This window comes from Ralstonia sp. SET104 (genome assembly GCF_003851545.1).
Taxonomy (GTDB): Bacteria; Pseudomonadota; Gammaproteobacteria; order Burkholderiales; family Burkholderiaceae; genus Ralstonia.
The window spans coordinates 135413-150748 of the sequence record NZ_BHVX01000007.1; the positions used below are offsets into that span (position 1 = coordinate 135413).

The following is a 15336-nucleotide window of genomic DNA, read 5'->3' on the forward strand; positions in this document are numbered from 1 at the left end:
AGGCCAGGTGACATCCATGCCCGAGCGTTCCGAACTCGCCAACATGATCTTTGGCCGCCTGACGTGGGAGGCCATTCCGTATCACGAGCCGATCCTGCTTGCGACCTTCGCGGTCGTCGCCCTTGGCGGCCTTGTAGTAGTCGGCGCGCTGACCTACTTCCGCCTCTGGGGCTACCTCTGGCGTGAGTGGTTCACGAGCATCGACCACAAGAAGATCGGCATCATGTACGTCGTGCTCGGCATCGTGATGTTGCTGCGCGGCTTTGCCGACGCGGTGATGATGCGCATACAGCAGGCGGTGGCGTTTGGCGACAACCTTGGCTACCTGCCGCCGCATCACTATGACCAGATATTTACCGCGCACGGCGTGATCATGATCTTCTTCGTTGCCATGCCGCTGGTGACGGGCCTCATGAACTTCGTCATGCCGCTGCAGATCGGCGCGCGCGACGTGGCGTTCCCCTTCCTCAACAACTTCAGTTTCTGGATGACCACGGGCGGGGCCATTCTGGTGATGATGTCGTTGTTCGTGGGTGAGTTCGCGCGCACCGGCTGGCTGGCCTATCCACCACTGTCGGGCATCCTCGCGAGTCCGGATGTTGGTGTGGATTACTACATATGGGCATTGCAGATAGCGGGGGTCGGTACCGTGCTATCGGGCATCAATCTGCTGGTGACCATCGTCAAGATGCGTGCGCCAGGCATGACGCTGATGCGCATGCCGATCTTCACGTGGACGGCGCTGTGCACCAATGCGCTGATCGTCGCAGCCTTTCCGGTGTTGACGGCCGCCGTCACGCTGCTGGCGCTTGATCGCTACGCCGGCACCCATTTCTTTACAGTCGAGCAGGGCGGCAGCGCGATGATGTATGTGAACCTGATCTGGATCTGGGGCCACCCCGAGGTCTACATCCTGGTGCTGCCCGCGTTCGGCATCTTCTCGGAGGTGGTGGCCACGTTCTGCCGCAAGCGTCTGTTCGGCTATGCGTCGATGGTCTACGCAACGGTGGTGATCACGGTGCTGTCGTATCTGGTCTGGCTCCATCACTTTTTCACGATGGGGTCGGGTGCAAGTGTCAACTCGTTCTTCGGGATCACGACGATGATCATCTCGATCCCGACAGGCGCAAAAATCTTCAACTGGCTGTTCACGATGTACCACGGCAAGATCCGCTTCGAGCCGCCGATGCTGTGGACGGTCGGATTCATGGTCACGTTCGTCGTGGGTGGCATGACGGGCGTGCTGCTGGCGGTGCCGCCGGCAGATTTTTCACTGCATAACAGCCTGTTCCTGATCGCACACTTTCATAACGTCATCATCGGTGGCGTGCTGTTTGGCCTCATGGCAGGCATCACGTACTGGTTCCCCAAGGCGTTTGGTTATCGTCTGGTGTCGTCGTGGGGCAAGGCATCGTTCTGGTTCTGGTTTGTCGGCTTTTATTTCGCGTTCATGCCGCTGTACTGGCTGGGCATGCTGGGCGTGACCCGACGCATGAACCATTTTGATGACCCGTCCTTGCAGATCTGGTTCCAGATTGCAGCATTCGGCGCGCTGCTGATCGCCATCGGCATTGCGTGCTTCCTGATCCAACTGGTGGTGAGTTTCCGGCGCCGCGAGGAGCTGCGCGACACGACCGGTGATCCATGGAATGGCCGCACGCTGGAATGGTCAACCTCGTCACCGCCGCCGCAGTACAACTTCGCATTCACGCCGCTCGTGCATGACGCCGATGCCTGGTGGCAGATGAAGCAGTACGGCTATCGACGCCCGCTTGATGGCTTCAAGCCTATTCACATGCCAAAGGGCACCGCAGCCGGTATTGTGCTGGCGGGGCTATCCACGCTGTGCGGCTTTGCGCTGATCTGGCATATCTGGTGGCTGGCCATCACATCGTTCGTGATCATCATCCTCTCGGCAATCATTCACACCTTCAACTACAAGCGCGACTACTACATCCCGGCGGAAGATGTGGTCCGGACCGAAGCCTCGCGCACTCAACTGATGGCAGGCCATGGCTGAAACGACCGCACCCATGCATGTGACCGGCCCCACCGGTACCACCCCGGTGGACGACATCCCGCCGGGTGGCTACCAGTTTCATCTGACCGAAGAACCCCATGTGCCAAACGGCACGCTGCTCGGGTTCTGGCTTTACCTGATGAGCGATTGCCTGATATTCGCGTGCCTGTTCGCCGCGTATGGTGTGCTGGGTCGCGAGTACGCGGGCGGGCCCACCGGGGCGGAACTGTTCGAACTGCCGCTGGTGGCGCTGAACACCTCGTTCCTGCTGCTGTCGTCCATCACGTACGGTTTTGCCATGTTGCAGATGCAGCAGAACAAAGTCTTGGCCATGCAGATCTGGCTGGCCATCACCTGGGTCTTCGGCGCGGCGTTTCTTGCAGTGGAGCTCTACGAGTTTGCGCATTTGATCCATGAGGGCGCGGGCCCGACGCGCAGCGCGTTCCTGACGTCATTTTTCTCGCTGGTCGGCACGCACGGGCTGCACGTGACGTTCGGCCTGATCTGGTTGATCGTGCTGATGCTGCAGGTGTCGAAGCACGGGCTGATCACGGCCAATAAACGCCGACTGATGTGCCTGTCGATGTTCTGGCACTTTCTGGACGTTGTCTGGATCGGCGTCTTTACCTTCGTCTATCTGATGGGAACGCTGCCATGAGCGCGCAAGATCAAACGATGAACGGGCACGGTGACACCCACGACGCCCATCACCATGAAGAAGAGCTCGGACCGCACGCCACGCTGGGCGGCTACCTGACGGGTTTCGTGCTATCCGTTTTTTTGACGGCGATTCCGTTCTGGCTTGTGATGGGCAACGTGTTCGACAGATCGTCAACCACGGCGGTGGCGATCTTGCTGATTGGCGCCGTGCAGATCGTGGTGCACATGATTTACTTCCTGCACATGAACGCCAAGTCCGAGGGGGGCTGGAACATGTTGTCGCTGATGTTCACGCTCGTGCTGGTTGTCATCACGCTCAGCGGTTCGCTATGGGTGATGTACCACCTGAATGCGAACATGATGCCGCACATGCGGCCACCGGCGCAGCCCGCCGCCGGCGTCGTGCCGGCCCGGGCGCAGTAGCGTTCAGCGCCCGCATGCACGTTCCAGAAATCATCGTCACCGACGAGGCGGATGATGCATCAATCCAGATCATCGGCAACGGCCTGAACCACTTTAACGACAACCACGTTGGCTATGGCGGTTTGGAGAGGTGTCTTGCGACCCGCCCGGTACCAGCCGAGTCTTCCTGAGCAAGGTGTTGTAAGCCAAACCGTCAAGGTTTGGTGTTCTCCCGCGCGGCCGTTTCGAGGTATTCGAGAAAGCGGCTCGCGACCGGCTCTGCATCGCCCGCGCGTCGCAACGACAGCACGGGCGATTCTTTTCTGCCGCCGGCCAGCGGCACGAAGCTGACACGCGCATCGCCCGCATGCTGCAGCGTCTTGGGCACCAGCGCCACACCCATGCCGAACCCCACCATCGTCACCACCGTTTGCCACAGCCGTGTCTCGTGGCGGATGACCGGGCTGAAGCCGGCATCCACACACAGCGCGATGATCAGATCGTGATAGTGCGGCGACACCGTGCGCGGAAAGAGGATGAACGGCTCGTGTGCGAGCGCACCCAGTTCCAGGCTTTTGCGGCGGGCCAGCGCGTGGCTGGCGGGTAGGCAGGCGACAAAGGGTTCGGAGAAGATCGGCGTGGAAACGACTTCGGCGGGGAATGTTCCCCAGTACGCGCAGCCGAGGTCGATCTGCTGGCGCTGGAGCGCCTGGACCTGCTCGCCGGTGTTCATCTCACGCAGGATGATTTCCACCGCCGGGTGATCGGCCTCGAAGCGTTCCACCGCGCGCGGCAGGCCGCGATACAGCATCGAGTTGATGAAGCCGACACGCAACCGCCCGGCCAACCCATGCGCAGAGCGCTGTGTGATGCGCTCAACCTCTGCGGCTTGCTGCAACAGCTTGCGCGCCTCATCCAGCAGTACTTGGCCGGCGTTGGTGAGCGCCACGCTCTTGCTGGTGCGCGCGAGCAATTGCACGCCCAACTGATCTTCGAACTTGCGGATGTCAAAGCTCAGCGCGGGCTGCGAGATGAACAGCCGCTGCGCAGCCCGCCCGAAGTGAAGCTCTTCCGCCACGGCAACGAAATAGCGCAGTTGCTTCAGGTCCATGGCGGTTCCGTTCATTGATAAAGACAGCTTATCGTACAGGACAAAACCTGTATTGGACGATTATCGATGGCGTTCCTATGCTGGCCGGACAAAACAGGAGACAGCGAGGCCACCCGCATGAACGACATCGCCCGCGAGCCGCTTACGACCGATTTCGGCGGCCACCAGAACATTCCCGACAGCCGGGGCATCAATTTCTTCCACGTCGATCCGGATTTCGCACGCCTGCTGCGGTTGTATCTGGGCGACGCGCAGTATCGTGAGCTGGAGCCTCAACTCAAATCGCTCGGCTTGCGCGCTTCGGATGAACTCGACGCCTGGGCCATCAGCGCAGATCACAACCCGCCGCAACTGCGCCACCGCACCCGCCGCGGCGAAGCCTTGCAGCGTATCGACAAACACCCCGACTACGTTGCAATGGAGCGCGTGGCCTACGCTGAACTGGGTCTGGCATCGATGAGCCATGTCGGCAACGCCCCGCCGCCACTGGTCAAATACGCACTCACGTATCTGTTCGTGCAGGCCGAATTTGGCCTGTGCTGCCCGGTCAGCATGACGGATTCGCTCACGCGCACGCTGCGCAAGTTTGGTGATCCTGCGCTGGTGGCACGCTATCTGCCGATGCTGGCGTCGCGTGATTTTGACGTGCTGTACCAGGGCGCGATGTTCATGACCGAGCAGGCCGCCGGCTCAGACGTTGCACGCATCGCCACGCGCGCCGCGCTGGAGACTGCGCCCGACGGCACGCAAACATGGCGGCTTTACGGCGACAAATGGTTCTGCTCCAACGCCGATGCCGACCTGGCGATGGTGCTCGCCCGCCCGGACGGTGCACCATCGGGTATCAACGGCCTAGCGCTGTTCTTGTTGCCCAAGACGCTGCGCGACGGCTCGCGCAACCACTACCGCATCGTCCGCCTGAAGGACAAGCTGGGCACCCGCTCGATGGCCAGCGGCGAGATCGCCCTCGAAGGTGCAACCGCCTACCTGATTGGCGAGATCGGCCGCGGCTTTCATCAGATGGCGGACATGATCAACATGTCGCGCCTCTCGAACGGCGTACGCGCCGCCGGGCTGATGCGCCGCGCGACCACCGAGGCGCTGCACATCGCGCGCAACCGTGAAGCCTTTGGCCGCAAGTTGATCGACATGCCGCTGATGCAGCGCCAGCTCTTGAAAATGCTGCTGCCGACCGAACAAGCGCGTTCGATGTTCATGCAGATCGCACAACTGCTGCCGCTGGCCGATGCCGGCGACGCGCAGGCCGCCAAATGCGTGCGCATTCTGACGCCGCTCATCAAGTTCCGCGCGTGCCGCGATGCGCGCCGCGTGACAGGCGACGCGATGGAAGTGCGTGGCGGCACCGGCTATATCGAAGAGTGGAGCGATGCGCGCCTCGTGCGTGATGCGCACCTGGGCTCCATTTGGGAGGGCACGAGCAATATCGTTGCGCTCGACATTGCGCGAGCCGTGAAGCGCGAAGGCGCGCTCGAACCGCTGCGCGTGTACCTGCTTGGCCTGCTCGATGGCGTCACGCTGGCGGCACGCAGCGACGCGCTGCTGCGTGCCATGCTCGACCGCGTGTGCCGCACGATCGCCAAGGTGGCCGAAGAGGGGAGCGACCAACTGGTCCGTCAGGCCGGTTCCGCGCTGTACCACATCACCACGGCGATCTTCATGGCAGTGGAGGGCGCGCGTCTGGCGCCGGATCACCGCCGTCTGGCGCTCGCGCATCTGGTGCTGCGCCACAAGCTGTTGCCGGCTGATCCGCTGGCCTTGCCCGAGAACGAAGACGCGCTGCTCTTCGATGCGCTCGTCAAGCAGCATGAGGTGCCATTCGCGCTGGCCATGCAGGCGCTCCCCGCAGGAGACGTGCAATGAGCACGGTCAATGGCGCGCTGCACGGCCTGAAAGTCATTGACCTGAGCCGTGTGCTCGGCGGCCCGTATTGCACGCAAGCGCTGGCCGATCATGGCGCGCAGGTCATCAAGCTCGAACCACCCGATGGCGATGAAACTCGCACCTGGGGGCCGCCGTTCGACGAGAGCGATACCGCCTGGTACTTCAACGGCGTGAACCGCAACAAGTTCGGCATCTCGGTCGACCTGTCGAGCGACGAGGGCCGCGCCGTGCTCTGGCAACTGCTGGAAGACGCCGATGTGCTGGTCGAGAACTTCAAGCCCGGCACACTCGCCCGCTGGGGCATGGATTTCGGGCGCGACCTGCAATCGCGCTTTCCGCGGCTCATCCATTGCGCTGTCTCGGGTTTCGGCCCGGACGGCCCCCTGGGTGGGCTGCCGGGCTACGACGCCGCCATCCAGGCCATGGCTGGTCTGATGAGCGTCAATGGCGAGCGCGACGGCGGCCCCATGCGTGTTGGCCTGCCGATCGTCGATATGGTGACGGGGCTCAATGCGTTGGCGGGCATCCTGCTGGCGCTGGCCGAGCGTGAAAAGAGCGGGTGCGGGCAGTCGATCGACATTGCGCTGTACGACTGCGGCGTATCGCTGCTGCATCCGCACCTGCCCAACTACTTCGGTTCGGGCAAGGTGCCGCAGCGCAGCGGTAATGCGCACCCGAACATCGCGCCGTATGACAGCTATCAGACTGGCACTGCGCCGATCTTTCTGGCGGTGGGCAATGACCGTCAGTTCGCCAAGCTGTGTGCACATATCGGCGCAGCGGAATTGGCGCAAGATGCGCGCTTTGCCGACAACCGCAGCCGCTGCGCGCATCGCCCGGAGCTCAAGCAGGCGCTGGAGGTGCAACTGGTGCGCTTTGATTGCGAGAGGCTCGCGCAAGACCTGATCCACGGCGGCGTACCGTGCGGGCCGGTGCTGAGCGTCGATCTGGTGGCACACCATCCGCATACGCTGCACCGGCAGATGGTGGTCGAACTGGGTGAGTACCGTGGCACCGGCTCGCCGATCAAGCTTTCGCGCACGCCAGCCACATATCGCAATGCGCCGCCTGCGCTGGGCGCCGATACCGATGCCGTGCTGGCCTCGCTCGGCATTGATGCCCAGACCCGGCAGCGCTTGTTCGAGGCAGGCGTTCTGAAATGAACTGAAGCAGGTTCATCACAACAAGGCAGACGGCCCGACAGAGGCAGCGCCACACCGGCAGTACCACCAAGGAGACCAACAATGCATCACCAGCCAGCGCCCCAGACCGCCGAGGTCGCGAACCTGCAGCCGCGCCGTGCCGCGGTGGCCGCCTTCATTGGCACCACCATCGAGTGGTACGACTTTTACATCTATGGCCTTGCCGCTGCGCTTGTTTTCAGCAAGGTGTTCTTCTCCAAGACGCTGGACCCGGGCATCGCCACGCTGCTGTCGTTTGTCACGTTGTGGGCCGGCTTTGCGGCGCGGCCTATCGGCGGGATCATCTTCGGCCATTTGGGCGACAAGATCGGCCGGAAGACCACGCTGATCATCACACTCATCCTGATGGGCCTGGCGACGATGGGCATCGGCCTGCTGCCAGGCTATGCGCAGATCGGCCTGTGGGCGCCGACGGGGCTGGTGGTGCTGCGCGTGATCCAGGGCATTGCGGTGGGTGGCGAATGGGGTGGGGCAGTGCTGATCGCCAGCGAAAGCGCGCCCAAACGCAAGAGCATTCTGTACTCCGCCTTTGCGCAGCAGGGCTCGCCCACGGGCAACCTGCTGGCGACGGTCGTGTTTTTTGTGTTGAGCGCATTGCCCACGCCGCAGTTCATGCTCTGGGGCTGGCGCGTACCGTTCCTGCTGTCGGCGCTGCTGGTGATCGTGGGCATGGTCATCCGCCTGAAGCTGGAGGAATCCGACGACATGAAGCGCGTGCTGGCGCAGAAAAAGACCGTCAAGCTGCCGCTTAAAGACGTGGTGCGCGACCACTGGGGCCTTGTGCTTCTGGGTGCGGGTACGCTGCCGCTTATCCATGTGACCTATCTGAAGAGCAACTTCGCGCTGGCGTGGGCCACGAAGGAACTCGGCTATGCGCAGGACACCTTCCTCGGCATCATTGCGATTGCGCTGGTGGTGCAGTTCATCACGCAGCCAATGGGTGCGTGGCTGGTCTCGCGCATGGACATGCGTCGTGCGATCTGCCTGATGGTGCTGCCTGAATTCCTGCTCATGCCGGTAATGTTCTTCGCCATCGAGAGCAAGGTGTATTGGATTGCGCTGGTCGGCATGTGCCTGGCGACGATTCCGCATTCGATGTTCTACGGCGCCATTGGCGGCATTCTGGCGCGCGTGTTCCCGACGCGCATCCGCTACACGGGGCTGTCGCTGGCGTATCAGTTGTGCTCGCTGGTGGTGGGCGGTGGCACGCCGGTGTTTGCACAGTGGATGCTCAACAGCAGCGGCAATATCGTGGGCGTGGCAGTGTCATCGGCGCTGTATGCGCTGGTGTCGCTGGCGTGCACGCTGGTGCTGCTTAACCGCACCGGGTATCGCGCAGACGAGCTGTCCACCGCCGAGCGTGCTGACGCGATGGACTTGGGGCAGGGTGACGCCGATGCCTCTCGACCCCACGCCGCCCCGTTAGGAAAGCCGGTAGCAACTGTCTGATCTGTTCGGGCCAACCGCCTTACACGAAACGTGCAGTAGCACTGCTGCCGCACCTTCCCTACGATGACAAGGCACGCCAACAAAATGGGGAAGCGAGCCATGTCTATCTTTGACGAGAACGAGCACCGCGAAGCCTTCTGGGAAACCGTGCGCCAAGCCATCGAGGCACGCCATCAGGCTGAAGAAGCGCGCCGCGCCGGGCGATTGACCGGTCTGGCAATCGGCCTGTCGGTGGCGGCGCTGGCGGTGGCACTCATGGCGTGGCGGCGCAGGTCTGCAGACGATGTGGCTTAACCCCGTCTTGCCGCTGCGCGCCGATTCTTGGCGCTTTTTTCCCTCGCTTGCGAGCAGGCTTCCTCTTCCCATGATGAGAATGATTTTCGTTTTGACGGGCGCGATGTGTGCCTGTTCTGCGCGCACGTCCGGCTGATTTCCGGGGAGCCCGAATGTCATCGCGCAACTCATCGGCGTGCGCTTGCACCGTGACGTGGGCGCACTGGCCTGCAACGCTCAACAGGGCTGCTGTGTCGTCACCGGGTTCCGTGGCGCAGGGCGCGCGCCTTTCATGCGCTGATGGCGCGTGGTGTATCGGAACCCGGTCCATATCACTCACCGCTTGAAGACGGCATGCAGCGTTTCCACGCGTGCTACCGGCGCGCGATGGGCGCGCGATGGGCACGCTGCCCGTCGCCGATGTCTAACCGCAAACGACTGCGCCAGATCAAGGCGCAGGGGAAGGGCGGCGTTACAATTCGCCGCTTCTTCCCAGGGTGTTTCATGCCACGCGGCCTCGCTCTCGCCACGCCTCAACTCACGTCGGACGGCACGCCGTTTTCCGCGCAATACGATGACGTCTATCACAGCACTGAAGGCGGTCTGGCACAGGCTAATCACGTTTTCCTGGCCGGCAACGGCTTGCCGGGTGCCTGGCGGGGCAAGCGCGTCTTCAGCATTGTTGAAACCGGCTTCGGCCAGGGGCTGAATTTCCTGGCAACGTGGGCTGCATGGCGTGACGATCCGCAGCGTTGCGCACGGCTCGATTTTGTCTCTATCGAGAAGCATCCGTTCGATCGCGCGGGCTTGTCGATCGTGCATCCGAGAAGCGGCGCACTGGCACCGCTGGCCGAGACGCTGCGTCAGTCATGGCCTGTGCCGGTGCCAGGCGTGCATCGCCTTGTGTTCGAAGGTGGCCGCGTTACGCTTACGCTGCTGTTCGGTGATGCGACGGAGATGCTGCCGCAGTTGTCCTGCGCGGCCGACGCGTTTTATCTCGACGGTTTCTCGCCCGCCAAGAATCCGGATCTATGGCAGCCGCGCGTGTTCAAGCAGCTTGCTCGCGTAGCCCGCGCAGGCGCCACGCTGGCCACATACACGGCAGCAGGCTTCGTGCGGCGCGGGTTGCAGGAGGCCGGCTTCGAGGCCCACAAGGCGCCCGGCTTCGGCACCAAGCGCGACATGACCATCGCCCGGTTTCCGACGTATTGGCGCACGCGGCGTGGGCCGGCTGAAGCGCCGGTCTGGAGCGAGCGCCACGCCATCGTGCTTGGCGCGGGGCTCGCAGGCTGTTCCGTCGCGGAGCGACTCGCGTCGCGCGGCTGGCGCATCACGCTCATTGACGCAAACGACGGCCCCGCGTGCGGTACATCAGCGCATCGCGCAGCGGCTATGCATCCGCACGTGTCCATCGATGACAGCGTTCTCTCTCGCCTTTCACGCGCCGGCAACTTGCTGGCGCGCTGTCATTGGAGCGCACTCGACCGCGCTGGTATCACCACGGGCTTCCGGCCTACGGGCGTGCTGCAACTCGCCGAACACGCTGACGATGCCATCGATCAGCAGCGCGTCGTGCAAGCGCTTGGTTACCCCACGGATTACGTCGATTGGCTCAATGCTGAGCAGGCCGCTGAACGCGTCGGCGCCCGCGTGCCACAGGGCGGCTTGTGGTTTGCGCAGGCCGGCTGGGTCGCGCTGCCCGATGTCTGTCGTGCCAATCTGGCTGCCGCAGGCGCGGCAATCGACGCACGCTGGAACACACACGTTGAATCACTGCGCCAAGACGGCGATCAATGGCAGGCCCTAGATGCGCGGGGTGGCCTCATTGCGAGCGCGCCGGTCGTTGTTCTCGCCAACAGTGTTGGCGCGGCACGTCTCGCACCGCTGAAGTCCGCGTCGCTCAAACCGGTGCGCGGTCAACTCACGGATGTGCCCGTCACCAGCTTGGAGGCGGGTGCCGCCTGGCCCAACGCCGTCGTCTGTGGCGATGGCTATCTGCTACCGGCAGAGCCGGGTGCGCAAACAGTACGCACGGGATCCTCCTTCCAACCGGGCGAATCCGAGCTGGCCGAGCGTATCGCTGATCACGCGGCCAATCTCGGGCGGCTGGCCAAGCTGCAGCCGCACCAATCAGCGGCGCTGACCAAGCTGGACCCCTCACAACTGCATGGCTATGTCGGCGTGCGCTGCGTCTCTGCCAATCGGTTGCCGTTGATCGGCCCGTTGGCGGATGAGGCGGCGGCCATGGCGCCCGGCTTTCGTTTGCGCGGGCCGCACGCGCAACTGCCTCGCCTCGCCGGGTTGTATGCCGCACTTGCGTATGGCTCGCGCGGTCTCACGTGGTCTGTGCTGGGCGCGGAACTGCTGGCGGCACAGATCGATGGCGGTCCGCTGCCGCTGGAATCCGATCTGGCTACGGCGCTTGATCCCGGCCGCTTTATCCTGCGCGCACTGCAGCACGGACGCAGGCAGGCGCAGGACGCCGCACCTGCGGAAAACGAGGTTACGGACACGCTGGACTAGCGTGCCGTTTAACGGGTTTTCCAAGCGTTCTGACCCAAAAAATCAGGGTCAGCGAACGTTCCATGCCATAATATGCGTTTTGCGTTTGCCAGCCTGAACGCGCCCGTTGTGCCGCACATAATGCAGTCAAGCGGCCCTCGCGCCGCATTCCTGCAAGCCCGGCAAGACCAAGAACTTTGAACCACGGCTGCTGCTGGCGCTGCGCCGTTCGACGCAACCATCTTCTGAATCTGGAATTACAACCATGTCGACTATCGAAAACCTCGGCAAGCTTGATCGCAAAGTGACCCTGGCTGTCCCGAAGGCCGAAGTGGAGCAAGAGAAGCAAAGCCGTCTGGCGCGTTTGTCCAAGACCGTCAAGATGTCCGGCTTCCGCCCGGGCAAGGTCCCGATGAAGATGGTCGAAAAGCAATACGGCCAGCAGGTCGAATACGAAGTTCGCTTCGACAAGGCTGCCCGTCAGTTCTTCGACATCACCAATGAACAAGGCGTGAAGGTTGCCGGTCAACCGCGCTTTGAACTGAAGACCGAAGGCGTGGCCGATGACCAGGTCGCATTCGATGCCACCTTCGAGGTGTATCCGGAAGTCAAGCTGGGCGATCTGGCCGGCGCAGAACTGACCCGCACCAAGACTGAAATCACCGACGCCGAAATCGACAAGACCCTCGACATCCTGCGCAAGCAACGCGTGCACTACCACCCGCGCGGCGAAGCCGGTGAGCACGGCGATGGCGGCGCGGCTGTTGCACAAGATGGCGACCGCGTGACGGTTGACTTCGTCGGCACGATCGACGGCGTGGAGTTTGCCGGTGGCAAGGCAGAGGGTTTCAGCTTCGTGCTGGGCGAAGGCCGCATGCTGCCCGAATTCGAGCAAGCCACGCTGGGCTTGAAGCAAGGCGAGTCGAAGAAATTCCCGCTGGCGTTCCCCGAGGACTACCACGGTAAGGACGTGGCTGGTAAGACGGCTGAATTCACCGTTACGCTCAAGCAAGTCGAGTGGGCACACCTGCCGGAAGTCAACGAAGCCTTCGCGCAATCGCTGGGCATTGCCGACGGCAACCTCGACAAGATGCGCGGTGACATCCGCGAAAATCTTGAGCGCGAAGTCAAGCGCCGCACGCACGCGCTGCTCAAAGACCAAGTCATGGACGCGCTGCTGAAAGTGGCTGAGCTGGACGTGCCGAAGTCGCTGGTCGAACAAGACCAAGAGCGCCTGGTTGAAATGGCCCGTCGTGACCTGGAATCGCGCGGCATGCCGAATGCCAAGAACATGCCGATCCCGGCCGAGATGTTCACGCAGCAAGCCGAGCGCCGCGTGAAGCTGGGGCTGGTGCTGGCTGAAGTCGTCAAGGCCAACAGCCTGGAAGCCAAGCCGGAGCAGATCAAGGCCGAGATCGAAGAGTTCGCCAAGAGCTACGAAGACCCGAAGGAAGTCATCCGCTGGTACTACGGTGACCAACAGCGCCTGGCTGAAATGGAAGCCTACGTGCTCGAAAACAACGTGGTAAATTTTGTGTGCGACAAGGCCAAGGTTACCGACAAGGCCGTATCGTTCGAAGAGTTGACCGCCACCCCGGCCCAAGGCTGATTTGACCCGCTGAAGTCAAGCACCGGAGAACCGCATGATCCGCAATGAACTGATCGACCAACTTGCCCGCACCCAGGCTTCTGCGCTCGAAACGCAAGGGCTCGGTCTGGTGCCGATGGTGGTCGAACAGTCTGGCCGCGGCGAACGCGCCTACGATATCTATTCGCGCCTGCTCAAGGAGCGAGTGATTTTCATGGTGGGCGAGGTCAACGACCAGACTGCCAACCTTGTGGTGGCACAACTTCTGTTCCTGGAGAGCGAGAATCCCGACAAGGACATCTCGCTGTACATCAATTCGCCGGGCGGCTCGGTATCGTCCGGTCTGGCGATGTACGACACGATGCAGTTCATCAAGCCGGATGTATCGACTCTGTGCATGGGCATGGCCGCCAGCATGGGCGCGTTCCTGCTGGCAGCCGGCGCGAAGGGCAAGCGTCTCGCGCTGCCAAACTCGCGCATCATGATTCATCAGCCGCTGGGCGGTGCGCGTGGCCAGGCTTCGGATATCGAGATCCAGGCGCGCGAAATTCTGTACCTGCGCGAGCGTCTGAATACGGTGCTTTCGGAGGCGACCGGCCAGCCGGTCGACAAGATTGCCCGCGACACTGATCGCGACAACTTCATGAGCAGCGATCAGGCCAAGGAATACGGCCTGATCGACCAGGTCATCGCCAAGCGCTGAAGTGTCGAAGTCATGCGCCGATGTGCGCGGTAGCCGGTGCTCCGGTGCGTTTTGCGGCACCGGTTAACCGCACCAAACATCTCAGGCGGTGTCAAAAACGAGGCTTCGCGCCTCGTTTTTGCTTTGAACAACACCCGCGGATCGTCGCCAGATAATTTGGCGTATGATGCTGCCAAGAACTACTGGTAATCGTTATGGCGGACAAGAAAGGCTCCACTGGCGAAAAGCTGCTGTACTGCTCGTTTTGCGGCAAGAGCCAGCATGAGGTCAAGAAACTGATTGCCGGCCCCTCGGTCTTCATCTGCGATGAATGTATCGACCTGTGCAACGAGATCATCCGGGACGAAGCCGCCATTTCCGAAAAGGAAGGTGGTCTGGCGGTCAAGTCTGATCTGCCGACGCCGCATGAGATTCGCCAAAGCCTCGACCAATATGTGATCGGTCAGGAGCAGGCCAAGAAAATTCTGGCGGTGGCGGTCTACAACCATTACAAGCGTTTGAAGCACCTCGGCAAGAAGGACGATGTCGAGCTGTCCAAGAGCAACATCCTGCTCATCGGGCCGACTGGCTCGGGCAAGACCTTGCTTGCACAAACGCTGGCGCGTCTGCTGAACGTGCCATTCGTCATCGCTGACGCCACCACGCTGACCGAAGCCGGTTACGTGGGCGAAGATGTCGAAAACATCATCCAGAAGCTGCTGCAGAACTGCAATTACGAAGTGGACAAGGCCCAGCGCGGCATCGTCTACATCGACGAGATCGACAAGATTTCGCGCAAGTCTGACAACCCCTCCATCACCCGCGACGTTTCTGGAGAGGGCGTGCAGCAAGCTCTGCTCAAACTGGTCGAAGGAACGATGGCGTCGGTGCCGCCGCAAGGTGGTCGCAAGCATCCGAACCAGGACTTCCTGCAAGTCGACACCACCAATATCCTGTTCATTTGCGGCGGGGCGTTTGATGGTCTGGAAAAGATCATCATGCAGCGCTCCGACAAGACAGGTATCGGTTTTGGCGCAGAGGTGCAGAGCAAGGAAGAACGCGACGTTAGCGAAGTGCTGCCCCAAGTGGAGCCGGAAGACCTTATCAAGTTTGGTCTGATTCCCGAGCTGATCGGCCGTCTGCCCGTGGTGGCGACGCTGGCCAAGCTCGACGAAGCCGCCCTGATGGAAATCCTGGTCGAGCCCAAGAATGCAATCGTCAAGCAGTACCAGAAGCTGCTGGCAATGGAAGGGGTGGAGTTGGAAATTCGTCCGAGTGCGTTGACGGCAATCGCCCGCAAGGCGATCAAGCGCAAGACGGGGGCGCGCGGTCTGCGCTCCATCGTCGAGCACGCGTTGATGGATGTGATGTATGACCTCCCCAACCACAAAGGTGTGCAAAAAGTGGTGATCGATGAAAGTACGATCTCTGACGACGGCAAACCCTTGCTGATTTACGAAGAGCAACCCAAGGTTGCAGGTTCCAACTGACGCGAATGTCCGGCCGGGATGCGCCGTATGCGTCCCATGCAGGAAGCCGTTCGCT

General features: G+C 62.0%; 13 protein-coding genes. 12 read left to right on the plus strand and 1 reads right to left on the minus strand.

Annotation, left to right across the window (positions count from 1 at the left end; all coding sequences use genetic code 11):
• The first annotated feature begins 16 nt into the window (after positions 1–16).
• The 4 genes from cyoB to PSUB009319_RS22895 are packed head-to-tail and all read left to right on the plus strand — an operon-like array spanning position 17 to position 3273.
• The gene (gene cyoB, locus PSUB009319_RS11220; RefSeq protein ID WP_124382306.1) at positions 17–2020 is read left to right on the plus strand and encodes a cytochrome o ubiquinol oxidase subunit I; all 2004 of its coding nucleotides are present in this window, start codon (positions 17–19) and stop codon (positions 2018–2020) included.
• Positions 2013–2678: a cytochrome o ubiquinol oxidase subunit III gene (gene cyoC, locus PSUB009319_RS11225; protein ID WP_185453449.1), complete on the plus strand. Its 666-nt coding sequence runs from the start codon at positions 2013–2015 to the stop codon at positions 2676–2678. The genes cyoB and cyoC overlap by 8 nt, the downstream gene beginning before the upstream one ends.
• Positions 2675–3103: a cytochrome o ubiquinol oxidase subunit IV gene (gene cyoD, locus PSUB009319_RS11230; RefSeq protein ID WP_124382307.1), complete on the plus strand. Its 429-nt coding sequence runs from the start codon at positions 2675–2677 to the stop codon at positions 3101–3103. Before cyoC ends, cyoD begins: the two co-directional genes overlap by 4 nt.
• Before the next feature lie 14 nt (positions 3104–3117).
• Positions 3118–3273 (plus strand): hypothetical protein, encoded by a 156-nt coding sequence (locus tag PSUB009319_RS22895; protein ID WP_185453458.1) that lies wholly within the window; start codon positions 3118–3120, stop codon positions 3271–3273.
• Positions 3274–3296: 23 nt separating this feature from the next.
• Here PSUB009319_RS22895 and PSUB009319_RS11235 read toward each other — a convergent pair whose 3' ends face one another.
• Positions 3297–4193, minus strand: coding sequence for a LysR family transcriptional regulator (locus PSUB009319_RS11235; protein WP_124382308.1), 897 nt, complete (start codon positions 4191–4193; stop codon positions 3297–3299).
• Positions 4194–4310: 117 nt separating this feature from the next.
• Here PSUB009319_RS11235 and PSUB009319_RS11240 point away from each other — a divergent pair, with 117 nt between their 5' ends.
• From PSUB009319_RS11240 to clpX, 8 genes are all read left to right on the plus strand, one after another.
• Complete coding sequence (locus PSUB009319_RS11240; protein WP_124382309.1) at positions 4311–6074, plus strand: acyl-CoA dehydrogenase family protein; 1764 nt, start codon at positions 4311–4313, stop codon at positions 6072–6074.
• A complete protein-coding gene (locus PSUB009319_RS11245; protein WP_124382310.1) occupies positions 6071–7258 on the plus strand; it encodes a CaiB/BaiF CoA-transferase family protein in 1188 nt (395 codons plus the stop codon). The genes PSUB009319_RS11240 and PSUB009319_RS11245 overlap by 4 nt, the downstream gene beginning before the upstream one ends.
• An 81-nt stretch (positions 7259–7339) precedes the next feature.
• The gene (locus PSUB009319_RS11250) at positions 7340–8746 is read left to right on the plus strand and encodes an MFS transporter (protein ID WP_124382311.1); all 1407 of its coding nucleotides are present in this window, start codon (positions 7340–7342) and stop codon (positions 8744–8746) included.
• Between the two features lie 99 nt (positions 8747–8845).
• Complete coding sequence (locus PSUB009319_RS11255) at positions 8846–9040, plus strand: hypothetical protein (protein WP_124382312.1); 195 nt, start codon at positions 8846–8848, stop codon at positions 9038–9040.
• A 483-nt stretch (positions 9041–9523) separates the two neighbouring features.
• Positions 9524–11542 carry a bifunctional tRNA (5-methylaminomethyl-2-thiouridine)(34)-methyltransferase MnmD/FAD-dependent 5-carboxymethylaminomethyl-2-thiouridine(34) oxidoreductase MnmC gene (gene mnmC, locus PSUB009319_RS11260; RefSeq protein ID WP_124382313.1) on the plus strand — a complete coding sequence of 673 codons (2019 nt, stop codon included), beginning with the start codon at positions 9524–9526 and terminating at the stop codon, positions 11540–11542.
• A 244-nt stretch (positions 11543–11786) separates the two neighbouring features.
• Positions 11787–13130 (plus strand): trigger factor, encoded by a 1344-nt coding sequence (gene tig / locus PSUB009319_RS11265; RefSeq protein WP_124382314.1) that lies wholly within the window; start codon positions 11787–11789, stop codon positions 13128–13130.
• A gap of 34 nt (positions 13131–13164) precedes the next feature.
• Entirely contained in the window at positions 13165–13812 is a 648-nt protein-coding gene (gene clpP / locus PSUB009319_RS11270) for an ATP-dependent Clp endopeptidase proteolytic subunit ClpP (protein WP_124382315.1), read from the plus strand.
• Positions 13813–14006: 194 nt separating this feature from the next.
• Complete coding sequence (gene clpX / locus PSUB009319_RS11275; RefSeq protein ID WP_124382316.1) at positions 14007–15281, plus strand: ATP-dependent Clp protease ATP-binding subunit ClpX; 1275 nt, start codon at positions 14007–14009, stop codon at positions 15279–15281.
• Positions 15282–15336 lie beyond the last annotated feature (55 nt).

What these genes read in the sequence shown, in the direction of transcription:
- PSUB009319_RS11245 (WP_124382310.1), top strand. Translation starts at nt 6,071, where the DNA reads ATGAGCACGGTCAATGGCGCGCTGCACGGCCTGAAAGTCATTGACCTG.
- cyoD (WP_124382307.1), top strand. Translation starts at nt 2,675, where the DNA reads ATGAGCGCGCAAGATCAAACGATGAACGGGCACGGTGACACCCACGAC.
- PSUB009319_RS22895 (WP_185453458.1), top strand. Translation starts at nt 3,118, where the DNA reads ATGCACGTTCCAGAAATCATCGTCACCGACGAGGCGGATGATGCATCA.
- cyoB (WP_124382306.1), top strand. Translation starts at nt 17, where the DNA reads ATGCCCGAGCGTTCCGAACTCGCCAACATGATCTTTGGCCGCCTGACG.
- PSUB009319_RS11240 (WP_124382309.1), top strand. Translation starts at nt 4,311, where the DNA reads ATGAACGACATCGCCCGCGAGCCGCTTACGACCGATTTCGGCGGCCAC.
- tig (WP_124382314.1), top strand. Translation starts at nt 11,787, where the DNA reads ATGTCGACTATCGAAAACCTCGGCAAGCTTGATCGCAAAGTGACCCTG.
- cyoC (WP_185453449.1), top strand. Translation starts at nt 2,013, where the DNA reads ATGGCTGAAACGACCGCACCCATGCATGTGACCGGCCCCACCGGTACC.
- PSUB009319_RS11235 (WP_124382308.1), bottom strand. Translation starts at nt 4,193, where the DNA reads ATGGACCTGAAGCAACTGCGCTATTTCGTTGCCGTGGCGGAAGAGCTT.
- PSUB009319_RS11250 (WP_124382311.1), top strand. Translation starts at nt 7,340, where the DNA reads ATGCATCACCAGCCAGCGCCCCAGACCGCCGAGGTCGCGAACCTGCAG.
- mnmC (WP_124382313.1), top strand. Translation starts at nt 9,524, where the DNA reads ATGCCACGCGGCCTCGCTCTCGCCACGCCTCAACTCACGTCGGACGGC.
- PSUB009319_RS11255 (WP_124382312.1), top strand. Translation starts at nt 8,846, where the DNA reads ATGTCTATCTTTGACGAGAACGAGCACCGCGAAGCCTTCTGGGAAACC.
- clpX (WP_124382316.1), top strand. Translation starts at nt 14,007, where the DNA reads ATGGCGGACAAGAAAGGCTCCACTGGCGAAAAGCTGCTGTACTGCTCG.
- clpP (WP_124382315.1), top strand. Translation starts at nt 13,165, where the DNA reads ATGATCCGCAATGAACTGATCGACCAACTTGCCCGCACCCAGGCTTCT.